Source organism: Ruegeria sp. G7, from assembly GCF_056535465.1.
Genome location: NZ_JBQFIL010000001.1, coordinates 1,902,878 through 1,914,879 on the forward strand (window position 1 = coordinate 1,902,878; position 12,002 = coordinate 1,914,879).

15 protein-coding genes are annotated in these 12,002 nt (G+C 59.4%); 6 read left to right on the plus strand and 9 right to left on the minus strand.

The window, feature by feature from the left end:
- Positions 1 to 12: 12 nt before the first annotated feature.
- The 3 genes from atpD (at position 13) to ACR3EN_RS09545 (ending at position 2,321) form a co-directional block, all read left to right on the plus strand.
- Positions 13 to 1,437 (plus strand): F0F1 ATP synthase subunit beta, encoded by a 1,425-nt coding sequence (gene atpD / locus ACR3EN_RS09535; protein WP_170655972.1) that lies wholly within the window; start codon positions 13 to 15, stop codon positions 1,435 to 1,437.
- A 12-nt stretch (positions 1,438 to 1,449) separates the two neighbouring features.
- Entirely contained in the window at positions 1,450 to 1,860 is a 411-nt protein-coding gene (locus ACR3EN_RS09540) for a F0F1 ATP synthase subunit epsilon (RefSeq protein WP_480823095.1), read from the plus strand.
- Between the two features lie 110 nt (positions 1,861 to 1,970).
- On the plus strand, positions 1,971 to 2,321 hold the full coding sequence (locus ACR3EN_RS09545; RefSeq protein WP_480823093.1) for an H-type lectin domain-containing protein: 351 nt from the start codon (positions 1,971 to 1,973) through the stop codon (positions 2,319 to 2,321).
- A 33-nt stretch (positions 2,322 to 2,354) separates the two neighbouring features.
- Here the strand turns inward: ACR3EN_RS09545 and rpiB are convergent, their stop codons facing one another.
- A complete protein-coding gene (rpiB, locus tag ACR3EN_RS09550) occupies positions 2,355 to 2,798 on the minus strand; it encodes a ribose 5-phosphate isomerase B (protein ID WP_480860925.1) in 444 nt (147 codons plus the stop codon).
- A gap of 15 nt (positions 2,799 to 2,813) precedes the next feature.
- Positions 2,814 to 3,833 carry a ribose-phosphate pyrophosphokinase gene (locus ACR3EN_RS09555; RefSeq protein WP_480823089.1) on the minus strand — a complete coding sequence of 340 codons (1,020 nt, stop codon included), beginning with the start codon at positions 3,831 to 3,833 and terminating at the stop codon, positions 2,814 to 2,816.
- 108 nt (positions 3,834 to 3,941) lie between these two features.
- Here ACR3EN_RS09555 and ACR3EN_RS09560 point away from each other — a divergent pair, with 108 nt between their 5' ends.
- A complete protein-coding gene (locus ACR3EN_RS09560) occupies positions 3,942 to 4,544 on the plus strand; it encodes a DsbA family protein (RefSeq protein WP_480823087.1) in 603 nt (200 codons plus the stop codon).
- 82 nt (positions 4,545 to 4,626) lie between these two features.
- On the opposite strand, the gene ACR3EN_RS09565 is transcribed toward ACR3EN_RS09560, so the two are convergent.
- The 7 genes from ACR3EN_RS09565 to ACR3EN_RS09595 form a co-directional block, all read right to left on the minus strand.
- Positions 4,627 to 5,661: a threonine aldolase family protein gene (locus ACR3EN_RS09565; RefSeq protein WP_480823085.1), complete on the minus strand. Its 1,035-nt coding sequence runs from the start codon at positions 5,659 to 5,661 to the stop codon at positions 4,627 to 4,629.
- On the minus strand, positions 5,661 to 6,134 hold the full coding sequence (locus ACR3EN_RS09570; RefSeq protein WP_480823083.1) for a YcgN family cysteine cluster protein: 474 nt from the start codon (positions 6,132 to 6,134) through the stop codon (positions 5,661 to 5,663). Before ACR3EN_RS09570 ends, ACR3EN_RS09565 begins: the two co-directional genes overlap by 1 nt.
- Positions 6,131 to 7,063, minus strand: coding sequence for a bifunctional riboflavin kinase/FAD synthetase (locus ACR3EN_RS09575; protein WP_480823081.1), 933 nt, complete (start codon positions 7,061 to 7,063; stop codon positions 6,131 to 6,133). The genes ACR3EN_RS09570 and ACR3EN_RS09575 overlap by 4 nt, the downstream gene beginning before the upstream one ends.
- 60 nt (positions 7,064 to 7,123) lie before the next feature.
- Positions 7,124 to 7,567 (minus strand): MaoC family dehydratase, encoded by a 444-nt coding sequence (locus tag ACR3EN_RS09580; protein ID WP_480823079.1) that lies wholly within the window; start codon positions 7,565 to 7,567, stop codon positions 7,124 to 7,126.
- Between the two features lie 101 nt (positions 7,568 to 7,668).
- Positions 7,669 to 8,544 (minus strand): HAD family hydrolase, encoded by an 876-nt coding sequence (locus ACR3EN_RS09585; protein WP_480823077.1) that lies wholly within the window; start codon positions 8,542 to 8,544, stop codon positions 7,669 to 7,671.
- A gap of 232 nt (positions 8,545 to 8,776) precedes the next feature.
- Positions 8,777 to 9,697 carry a manganese-dependent inorganic pyrophosphatase gene (locus ACR3EN_RS09590; protein ID WP_480870608.1) on the minus strand — a complete coding sequence of 307 codons (921 nt, stop codon included), beginning with the start codon at positions 9,695 to 9,697 and terminating at the stop codon, positions 8,777 to 8,779.
- Positions 9,698 to 9,796: 99 nt separating this feature from the next.
- Entirely contained in the window at positions 9,797 to 10,777 is a 981-nt protein-coding gene (locus ACR3EN_RS09595; RefSeq protein WP_480823073.1) for a TraB/GumN family protein, read from the minus strand.
- A gap of 91 nt (positions 10,778 to 10,868) precedes the next feature.
- On the opposite strand from ACR3EN_RS09595, the gene ACR3EN_RS09600 reads away from it, so the two are divergent.
- Positions 10,869 to 11,543, plus strand: a complete 675-nt coding sequence (locus tag ACR3EN_RS09600) for a DUF2161 domain-containing phosphodiesterase (protein WP_480823071.1) — start codon at positions 10,869 to 10,871, stop codon at positions 11,541 to 11,543.
- 152 nt (positions 11,544 to 11,695) lie between these two features.
- Positions 11,696 to 11,983 (plus strand): co-chaperone GroES, encoded by a 288-nt coding sequence (groES, locus tag ACR3EN_RS09605; RefSeq protein ID WP_010441779.1) that lies wholly within the window; start codon positions 11,696 to 11,698, stop codon positions 11,981 to 11,983.
- Positions 11,984 to 12,002 lie beyond the last annotated feature (19 nt).

The following is a 12,002-nucleotide window of genomic DNA, read 5'->3' on the forward strand; positions in this document are numbered from 1 at the left end:
CGGAGACGAAACATGGCGAATGCAAAAGGCAAAGTCACACAGATCATCGGGGCCGTCGTCGACGTGCACTTCGAAGATCAGCTGCCTGAAATTCTGAACGCGCTGGAAACCACCAACAACGGCAAGCGCCTTGTGTTGGAAGTTGCTCAGCACCTGGGTGAAAACACCGTCCGCACCATTGCGATGGACGCGACCGAAGGTCTGGTCCGTGGCGAGGCCGTAACCGACACCGGTTCTCCGATCTCGGTTCCGGTTGGTAACGCCACGCTGGGCCGCATCCTGAACGTGGTCGGCGAGCCGATCGACGAAAAAGGCCCGGTCGAAGCAACCGAAGCCCGCGCGATCCACCAGCCCGCGCCCGAGTTCGACGAACAGTCGACCGAGTCGGAAATCCTGGTCACCGGCATCAAGGTTGTTGACCTGCTGGCCCCCTACGCCAAAGGCGGTAAAATCGGCCTGTTCGGCGGGGCCGGCGTTGGTAAAACCGTTCTGATCATGGAACTGATCAACAACATCGCAAAAGTGCACTCGGGCTTCTCGGTGTTCGCGGGTGTTGGTGAACGGACCCGTGAAGGCAACGACCTGTATCACGAGATGATCGAATCCAACGTGATTAAGCCCGACAATCTGTCGGAATCTCAGGTTGCGCTGGTTTACGGTCAGATGAACGAACCTCCGGGAGCGCGTGCGCGTGTTGCTCTGACCGGTCTGACCCTGGCTGAGCAGTTCCGCGACCAGTCCGGTACCGACGTTCTGTTCTTCGTCGACAACATCTTCCGCTTTACGCAGGCGGGTTCCGAGGTTTCGGCTCTGCTGGGTCGTATTCCGTCAGCCGTGGGCTACCAGCCGACACTGGCGACCGACATGGGCGCCCTGCAGGAACGCATCACCTCGACCAAGTCTGGCTCGATCACCTCGGTGCAGGCCATTTATGTTCCTGCGGACGACTTGACCGACCCCGCGCCGGCAACCTCGTTTGCGCACTTGGACGCGACCACCGTTCTGAACCGTGCGATCTCGGAAAAGGGTATCTACCCTGCGGTTGACCCGCTCGACTCGTCCTCGCGTCTGCTGGACCCCGCAATCGTGGGCGAAGAGCACTACGCGGTTGCGACCGACGTTCAGCAGATCCTCCAGCGCTACAAGTCGCTGCAGGACATCATCGCCATCCTCGGCATGGACGAACTGTCGGAAGAAGACAAACTGACCGTTGCTCGTGCCCGTAAGATCGAGCGCTTCCTGTCGCAGCCGTTCGACGTTGCCGAAGTCTTCACCGGTTCGCCAGGCGTTCAGGTTCCTCTGGACGTGACCATCGCATCGTTCAAGGCTGTTGTGGCTGGCGAATACGATCACCTGCCCGAAGCGGCCTTCCTGATGGTTGGCGGCATCGACGAAGTGATCGCCAAAGCGGAAAAGATGGCCGCAGAAGCCGCCTAAGGAGTATCCCTGATGGCAAACACGATGCAATTCGACCTCGTCAGCCCCGAGCGGAGCCTTGCTTCGCTTGAGGCCACCGCGGTCCAGCTCCCCGGCGCGGACGGGGACATGACGGCAATGCCCGATCATGCCCCCACCATCACCACGCTGCGCCCCGGTCTGCTGAAGGTTGAGGCACCCGCAGGAGCCAGCGAATACCTGGTCACAGGCGGGTTTGCCCAGATCAACGGCGACAGCTTGTCGGTTCTGGCCGAAAAGGCCATTCCGGTGAGTGAAGTGACCCGGTCGCACTTGGATGACATGATCGCCGAAGCCCGCGCCTCGCACGAGGCCGCAAAGGCTGGTGACGATCAGACCATTGTCGACGATGCCGCCAAACTGCTGGCCGACATGGAAGCTCTTGGAACGCATATGAGCCTGTAACGGCTCATGTCAGTTTATTCGAAACGGCCCTGCTATGCGGGGCCGTTTTTTGTCGTGATTTCGTCAAAGGCGCGCGGTAAGGTGCCGGAATTGAATGAAAAGACGACACGATGAAGAAGTTTCATACCCACCCCATTGGTATCGATCAGGGCGAGGTTGTTCTGTTCTCGGATTTTGCCGACGGCGGAGAGATGTGGACTGGCGAGGGCGCACGTGAACGGCGTACAAGCGTCCAGTTTAGCGAAGCATTCCGATCAGCTCCGACTGTGCAGATCAGCGTTTCGCTGTGGGATGTGGACACGTCATCGGCCCTGCGTGCCGAGGTTCAGGCGCAAGACATCACACCACAGGGGTTCAGCGCCGTATTTCGCACGTGGTCGGACACGCGCATCGCACGTATACGCGTAATCTGGACCGCGATCGGAGAGGTCTCTCACGCGGATGATTGGGACATCTCGTAGGTTTCTGGTTCCCCCGGACGATCAACAGCGTCTTCAGCCTGCCTCGATCATGTCCACCCGCGTCGCGTGGCGGCCGCCCTCGAATTCGGCAGAAAGAAACGCATCGACAATATCCAGCGCTTGTCCCTCGCCGATGACGCGCGCTCCGATGGACAACATATTGGCATCGTTGTGCTGACGGATCATCCGGGCTGAAAACGCATCTGAACACACCCCGCACCGGATGCCGGGCACCTTGTTGGCGGCCATCATGATGCCCTGCCCAGTGCCACAAAGAATGATGCCCAAACGGCAATCGCCGGCAACAACCATCTCGGCTGCGGCCTTGCCGTGCAGCGGATAGTGCGTGCTTTCAGCGGTGGTCGGCCCGATATCGACGGCCTCCCACCCTTGTTGGGTAATATGTTTGGCGATGGCTTGGCGCAGTTCAATCGCAGCGTGGTCGCTGGACAGAACGATACGGTTGTTCCCGGTCACGTCTGAGCCTCCCGCTCAATCCATATGGTAAAGAGATTCATAGATCGGGGTCAGGGTCTTGTCCTCGAACAGGGACGAAACGCTGGTGCCGTTCCAGATGTTCAGGATCGCCTGCGTGAAAATCGGCGCGGTGGGCACGATGCGGATGTTGGGCGCATTGGCGACCTCAGGTTTGGGCTGGATCGAGTCCGTCAGAACCAGAGACTTCATCACCGAGTTGGTCACGCGCTCAACCGCCGGGCCGCTCATAACCCCGTGGGTGATGTAAGAATGAACCTCTTTCGCGCCATTGTCGATCAGCACCTGAGCGGCCTTGCAGAGGGTGCCGGCCGTGTCGCACATATCGTCCACGATCAGGCAGATTTTATCCTTCACGTCGCCGATCACGGTCATCTCGGCCACTTCGCCCGCCTTCTCGCGGCGTTTGTCCACAATCGACAGCGGCGCGTTGATGCGCTTGGCCAATTCCCGCGCGCGGGCCACGCCGCCGACATCCGGCGACACCACCATCAGATCATCCATTTGCCCCTTGAACTGCTTCTTTACATCCAGCGCAAAGATCGGCGAGGCGTAAAGGTTGTCGACCGGCATGTCGAAAAAGCCCTGAATCTGCGCAGCATGCAGGTCCATGGTCAGAATACGCTCGATCCCCGCTCCGGTCAGCATATTGGCCACCAGCTTGGCGCTGATGGGCGTACGCGCCTTGGTGCGGCGATCCTGCCGCGCATAGCCAAAATAAGGGATCACGGCAGTGATGCGTTGCGCGGACGACCGGCGCAGGGCGTCAGCGATGATCAACAATTCCATCAGGTTGTCATTGGCCGGATTTGAGGTCGGCTGGATGATGAACATATCCTCGCCGCGCACATTCTCGAACACCTCGACGAAAATCTCACCATCGTTGAAGCGTTCCACCCGCGCCTCGACCAGTCCCTGATCAACGCCGCGGTGCAGGCTCATGCGGCGGGCAATGGTTTTGGCAAGCGGAAGATTTGCGTTCCCAGCGATAAGCTTGGGTTCGTGAAGTGTCGGCATCGGCTGATTTTCCCCGGGCAGCAATGGCAATGTGACAGATTCGTGATGTTGACACCGCTTAGCATGGCCTTACCGTCCCGCAAAGGTAACGCAGCGGAGAAAGTGAACATGGCCCAGATTGACTACTATTTTGCGACAATTTCGCCCTATTCCTACCTGGCGGGCACAAGGCTGGAAGAGGTTGCGGCAAAGCACGGTGCGACCATCAACTACAAACCGCTCGATATCATGGCACTGTTTTCCAGAACCGGGGGCACCCCGCCCAAGGACAGACATATCTCGCGCACCGAGTACCGCGCGCAGGAACTCCTGCGTCAGTCCAAAAACCTGGGGATGGATTTTAACCTTAAACCCGCCCACTGGCCGACCAATATGGCTCCGTCCTCATATGCAGTGATCGCTGCCACTCAAGAGGGTTCGGGGGATGTCGGGCAGTTGTGCCACTCTTTGCTGCGTGCCTGCTGGGCCGAGGAAAAAGACATCGCCGATGACAGTGTGATCCGGGATTGCCTGACGCAAGCGGGGTTCGATCCGAACCTTGCCGATACCGGCCTGCTGGCGGGCGCTGAAACATACGCAGCCAACCTCGAAGAAGCCGTAGAACGCGGTGTCTTCGGCGCGCCCTTTTACATCACGCCAGATGACCAGCGCTTCTGGGGTCAAGACCGCCTCGACGACCTCGACCGTCACCTCGCGACGCTAAAGGCGTGACACAGTCCGCCTGCTTCATCTGGCCATAAATATCCCGGGGGAGTCGCAGCCTGCTGCGACGGGGGCAGAGCCCCCAACTCCCTTACAACAAGCCCAGAAATTGATCGATCTGATCCGCCGATATAGACCAGTCACACACCAGACGGCACGCGAGCATCTCATCTTCATCCGCGCCCTCCAACGTGTCGCCCCATAGGTGATATATTGCACCTGCGTCGTGCAGCTTGCGATGCAGACGACGCGGGAAGCGCGCAAAGATCATGTTGGCCTGAGGTTCATGCAAGAACGCAGCCCCGGCGGCGCGCAAACCACCAGCAAGACGCGCGCAGTTGGCGTTTGCCTGACGGGCCGATCTCAACCAAAGATCGTCCCTGAGATAGGCGGCCATCTGCGCCGACAAATAGCGATGCTTGGAAAACAAATGCGCTCCGCGTTTGCGGCGCAGCTCGAATTCCCAGGCTTTGCTTTCATCGAAGAACACCACCGCCTCGACGCCCATCAACCCATTCTTGGTCCCGCCGAAACTGACGGCGTCGACACCGGATTTCCACGTCATCTCTGCCGGAGAACAGTTCAGAGCGACCAAAGCATTGGTAAACCGCGCCCCGTCCATATGGACAGGCAGATCATACGTCTTGGCCACCCCGCACAGCGCCTGCAGTTCTTCCAGCGTATAGACCGACCCGCGCTCGGTCACCTGCGTGATGGAAACCGGACCTCGTTGCGGCCCGTGCACGCCGCGGGTTTCTTCGCCTTCGATGGACTGACGCAGCGCGTCGGGGCTCATCTTGTCACTACCTTGCACAAGGGTCAGCTTGGCCCCGCTGTAGAACTCGGGCGCATTGCATTCATCCTCATGGATATGCGCCACGGGGGAACAGAACACCGTCTCCCACGGTTGCGACAGCGTGGCCAAAGCCAGAGAATTCGCCGCCGTCCCCGTCGCCACAAGATACACCGCCGCGCCGGGAGCCTCAAAAATACCTCTAATGCGATCGCGCACCTCATTCATCAGAGTGTCCGCGCCATAGGCCATCTGATAGCCCTGGTTGGCTTCGGCCAAAGCGGCGAGTACCTCGGGGTGGACAGGCCCGGAATTGTCAGAGGCAAAATGCATCAGCTCGGCTCCTCTATGATATAGTCTTCCCACTCTTCCAAGGGGGTTTCGAATTCAGATACGGTGCGTCCCTGCACGGATATGCCTGCGGCATGAACGCTGTCCGGCGTACCAGATATCAACGGATGCCAGTCGTAAAGGGGCTTGCCCTCCCACAGCAGCCGATAGGCGCAGGTCTGTGGCAGCCAATAGGCATGGCTGTCGATGTTGTCGGGGCGCATCACGATGCATTCTGGAACGAACTGATGCCGGATGTCATACTGCGTGCAGCGGCAGCTTTCGTCATCCAGCAGGCGGCATGCGACACAGGTCAGGGCAACCTCGCCCGTGTCTTCATCCTCCAGCTTGTTGAGGCAGCATTTGCCGCACCCATCACACAGCGCCTCCCACTCGCGCGGGTTCATCTTCTGCAGCGGCTTACGCTCCCAAAAACGCGGGGTCAGCCCCGTACGGTCGATGGGGTCTTTGCTCATGGGGCAGCCAAAAGCGCGCGGGCGCGGGTGCAATCGTCGCTCATCTGGGCAATCAACCCATCGAGGCCGTCAAAGGTCATCTCGGGGCGCAAGTATTCCACCAACCCGACCGAGAGCGTTGCGCCATACAGATCGCCCGAGAAATCGAACAGGAAGGTTTCGATATTGGGGACCTCGCCGTTGAACATGGGCCGTGTCCCCACCGACGCCGCCCCGCGATAGCTGCCCCGATGCGGGCCGTCCAGCACGTCGACCAACACGGCATAAACGCCGAACTTCGGCGGGTGCAGCCCCTCGATCGACATATTCGCTGTTGGAAAACCCAGTTCGCGACCGCGCTGTTCTCCGCCAACAACTTTGCCCTCGATACGATGCCAGTGCCCCAGCATTGCGGCAGCATCGCGCGGCCGGCCCTCGGACAAGGCCGTCCGAATCGCGGTGGACGACACCACATTCTCGGACCGTTCCATCAAAGGGGCGATCGTGACACCGAAACCCATCTCGTTGCCAAACTGTTGCAGGTCCTGCGGCGTGCCGCTGCGCCCTTTGCCAAAGCAGAAATCGGCGCCAACGACCACATGCGCCAAACCCAACCCATCGCAAATCACGTTCCGGGCAAATTCGATTGGCGTCAGACCGGCCAAGGCGGCGTTGAACGGCAACTCATAAAGCTTCTGCACGCCCAGTTTCTGCAACCGGTGCGCACGGGCATTGCCACGCATCAGGCGAAAGGGCGGGGCATCGGGGGCAAAATACTCCCGCGGATGCGGCTCAAAGGTCATCACACCCAGCGGAGCCTCGGGGTGAGCATTGCGCGCAAGTTCAATGACGGATTGGTGCCCAAGATGAACCCCGTCAAAATTCCCTATGGCGACGCTGGCACCACGGTCTTCTGGCTCGACAAACTGGAAGTCACGTATGATCTGCATGAAGATTGCCTAGCGGGACTGCCCGGCAGGTTCAAGCTGCAGATCGGATCAGGCGGGGGATCAGTCGAATTTACGGCTGGGGGCCAGCACCATCGCCTCACCCACCAAGACTTTTTTCCCATCGACCGCGCAGTGGCAATCCAGCTTCACGCGGCGCTTGGAGAAGTCGATATCGATCACCTTGACCTCGGCATAGACCATATCGCCGGGGCGCACCGGGGCGAGGAATTTCAGCGACTGGCCCATATAGACAGTGCCATGTCCCGGAAGTTGCTCTCCGATCACCGCCGAGATCAGGCCTGCTGTCAGCATCCCATGCGCAATGCGGCCTTCAAAGATCGTGTCACGGGCATAGTCATCGTCCAGATGCACCGGATTGCGGTCCGTCGAGACCTCGGCAAACATCTCGATATCCTCGTCCGTCACCACCTTACGCAGGTGTCGGGACATACCCATTTCAATGTCTTCGATACAAATCGTTCCGCGCGGAAGGTTGTCCAACATGTCGCCCTCATTCGAGATCTTGCGGGTAACAAAAGTCCATCATAAGTCACCCTTCGGCAACTTTATTACTTCGCAACTGCAGAAAATCAAGCTTTTTCTGACTAACGCAAGCGACCGATAGAGAAGGTCGGATTTATATTTTCCTTTTCATTGTGGTATCTTAGTGCGTCCTCATCGGGGTGGTGCGACGTTTTGGTCTCTGCTGCTGCCAGCCCGCCGGTGATGAACAGCGTATCAATCCCTTCGCCCATCCCGCCCGCGATGTCGGTTTGGGGCCCATCGCCGATGGCCAGAATCTCGGAATCCCCGATATCGACGCCCAGCGCCGTCAGCCTTCGGCGCGCCAGATCGTAGATCGGAGGGTGAGGTTTCCCGAAATACAGGCTCTCGCCGCCCATATCGGTATAAAGCCGCGCCAGCGCCCCCGCACACCATTCCCGGATCTCACCCCGGTCGACAACAATGTCTGGATTGGCGCAGAGCAGTTTCATGCCCTTTTGCTTGGCATACAAAAAATCAGGCCGGTTCACTGCCGGATCGGCCATCGGATCAAACGGACCGCAGCACACGATGCCTTCGGCCTCATCCAGCGGCACGCGCTCGATGTGAATTGGATGATCCAGAATCTTCAGGGGCTCAAAGAAGCCAGCGTCGCGCTGCCACTCGCCCATGAAATAGACTTTCTCACCCACCGCTCCTCGAAACATCGCCGACCGCGCCGAGTCGCCGCTGGTTGCAATCGTGTCATAGGCATCCTTGGGAACACCGAACTGCGCAAGCTGTTCAGCCACCCCGGCACGTGGTTTGGGAGAGTTCGTGACCAGCACCACAAGACCGCCACTCTGCCGATACGCCTGCAAGGCGGCCACGGCCTCGGGGTAAGCAGTGATACCGTTGTGCACACAGCCCCACAGATCGACGAATAGCGCTTTGTAGTTGTCTGAGATTTCGGCAAGGGAAGAGATGATCCGGGTCATAGGCCCCTCATGTGGCATTGCTGTGAGATACCCAAGCCTATGGCAGAGCTGGCCTTGTTTGGCCAGAGGGGGCTCTGCCCCCGACGCGGCAAGCCGCGTCTCCCCCGGGATATTTTGGGGCCAGATGAAGCAGGGGGTCCGCACTTCATCTGGCTAAAAATATCCCGGAGCGCGAGGCAGAGCCTCGCAAAAAGAAAAGGGCGTCCGCTTGGGACGCCCTGTGGGATTGGGATCAAACCTTGAGGTTCGGGATGATCTGCTTTTTCCGGCTCATGATACCGGGCAGGACGACGACGTCGCCCTGGACGGAGGCGCCGAAGCTCTTTTCGGCGACGCCTTTCACCAGATCATTGGGCACCAGCAAGGTGGCCTCTTCGTTCAGGATGTCGACGACAAACAGCAGAACCTGATCCACACCATCTTCTTTGGCCACGTCGACCATCGATGCTGCAAGGCTGTCTTTGCGGTCCAGCACAACGCCCGGTGCGGTGGTTTCCAGGACCGAGACGCGGAATTTGGTGCCGTCGACCTCGTATTCCTTGCTGTCCATGCGGATCAGCTCGGCATCAGAGAATGACGATACATCAGATTTCGCGGCGAACATGTCGGCGGCGTAGGCCGATACGTCCAGTCCCAGATCGGCGGCCAGCTTCTCGGCCACGGCGCGATCATGCGCGGTGGTAGTGGGCGAGCGGAACTCCAGCGTGTCCGACAGGATGCAGGTCAGGGCTGCGCCCTTGACCGCGTCGGGCATTTTGGCAGCATCGTCGCCGATCAGGTCGATCATGATGGTGGCCGTGCAGGCCAAGGGGCGCACGGTGATATCGATCGGGCCTTTGGTTTCCAGACCACCGACCAGCTTGTGGTGGTCGATGATCGCGCGGATGTCGGCGCTGTTGATACTGGCGGGCAGCTCTGCAGGGTTATTGGTGTCGACGATGACAACCGGCGCGCCTTCGGCCACGTCTTCGATGATCTGCGGCTTGGGCAGGTCCCAGCGCTGCAGCATGAAGTTGGCTTCGGTGTTGGGCTCACCCAGCAGAACCGGAGTGGCTGCCTCGCCTTTGATCTCGTTCAGATACCAGGCCCAGAGGATGGGCGAGCCGGTCGAGTCGGTGTCGGGGGATTTGTGACCAAGAACTTGGATTGTCATGTCTGCGCCTTGAAGGAATGTGGATTTGCGCGCCTTATAGGGCGGTCGATCGGGCTTGTCACCCGCAAGCCGACCTGCTGCGACCCTTGGTCTGAAATCTTAGAAAGGGGCGCGTTCCAACGTGTATCCGGCGTTCTGCAATTGGTTCAGCAACCCGTACTCATTGTTCAGATGTCCAGCCCCGACCGCAATCACGACTGTCTGATCTTTCATGGCGAGAATCTTCTGCATCCAGTTGGCGTTTCGCTGCACCAACAATTGATCCTCGAAGCTTTGCCATTCGGCGTCAAATTCTTCTGGCGTCAGCCCTGATGCCTCAAGGCCCTGCAGCTTGGCAAGCTCGATGATCAGGGCGTGCTGTTCGTCGAGATAGGTGTTGGCCATGGTGATCATCTGATCATCGCCGGCCTGCAATGCGCCGGCCAGTCTGGTCAGCGAGGCAACCTGCTCCTCAAGCGAGTGACTGTCGAACATGGCGATCAGGTCTTCGATACGCTCGAGCGAGAATTGCGGGATGTCGTGGGCCTCTGCCAGTTCGGTCAGGCGCGTATCCATACCGCGGTCGAAATCGGGGGTATCCATCAGGCAGGGCGGGATGCCCAGCATCATGCTGAGGAACCATGGGCGCATCTTGGCGGCCATCCAGCCCGGGATGCCGCGCTCGGCCAGAGTGGCAGAGAGCGCGGCCCAGTCTTCCTCGGGCATCAGGTCGATCAGCGTGGGGCCAGAGGTGATCAGAACCGGGCTGAAATCATTGGCCAGATCGCGCTCGAACGCGTCCATCTCGGCCTGCGTGACTTCGAAATAGAAGGCATCGGCGGTGCTGAGGGTCGGGGTGAGACGGTCGATCACGGCCCCCATGCGAGGGTCATTGGTATGCAGGGTTCCGATCAGATGCAGGACCGTATCGCCCTTCTGCGCAATCCAGTGATTGCCTTCGGGGAAGGGAATCGCGTTGACGGTCTGATCCAGTTCGGCCCTGATCTCGGGCGACAGGTCCAGCCTCAGGTCACGCCCTTCGCAGGCGGCGTGCGCGGTGAGGGGTAACAGAAGGCCGATGCAAAGGCTGAGCAAGCGCATTGGGTCTCTTTCTTGGGGCTGATTTCTTGACCAAGACTTATCTATGTGTCCAGCGGCTGGCAATCCGCGCGAAACCGCATAGCATGGCGGCATGAAGCGCGAACAGGACCTCTATCTCCCAATCAAAGCCCTGCTGGAACTGCAAGGCTATACCGTCAAGGGCGAGGTGGGTGCCGCTGATATCGTCGCCATCCGCGAGGGTGGAGAACCTGTTATCGTGGAACTCAAGCTGAGGTTCAGCCTTGCATTGTTTCATCAGGCGATCACGCGGCTGAAGGTGACCGATCAGGTCTATCTTGGGGTGTGTAAGCCCACGGGGCGTAGCGCGCGCCGGGCGTTGAAGGACAATCTGGCGCTGTGCCGCCGGTTGGGTCTGGGGCTGATCACCGTGCGCGCAGATGGCGTGGTCGAGGTGCAGTGCGATCCGGGATCCTACGCGCCCCGCAAAAGCAAGACCCGAACCCAGCGTCTGCTGCGCGAGTTTGAGCGGCTGCAAGGCGATCCGAATTCCGGCGGTGCGACCCGGCATGGAATCGTGACTGCCTATCGTCAGGACGCGCTGAAATGCGCGGCGCATTTGGCGGAACATGGTGCGACCAAAGGCGCCGCAGTCGCGCAAGCCACCGGCGTCAGTACTGCGACCCGTGTGATGTATGACAATCACTATGGTTGGTTCAACAAGGTTGCAAAGGGTGTCTATTGCTTGACCGAAGCCGGGCGAGAGGGCCTGAAACACTGGGCCTACAGCTGGGATCAGCCCGACTGAGCTGTTTGGTGAAAAAATCTCTCACATCTTGTTGACTCACCGCGGGTGACCCCCTAGCTATGCGTCGTTATCACTCGATGACCTTGAGTGCTAACGCCCCGCCAATCGGCGAGGGGAGGATTAACAAACTTTGAGCCCAAGGAGCTGCAAAGATGGCATTGAAACCGCTTCATGACCGTGTGCTGGTTCGTCGCGTTGAAAGCGAAGAGAAAACCGCAGGCGGCCTGATCATTCCTGACAGCGCAAAAGAAAAGCCCAGCGAAGGCGAAGTCGTCGCAACCGGCGAAGGCGCACGCAAGGACAGCGGCGAGCTGATCGCAATGGCGGTCAAAGCTGGCGACAAGATCCTGTTCGGCAAATGGTCGGGCACCGAGGTTCAGGTCAACGGCGAAGAGCTGCTGATGATGAAAGAAAGCGACATCATGGGGATCATCGAGTAAGCCCGCGCGCTTCACTCTG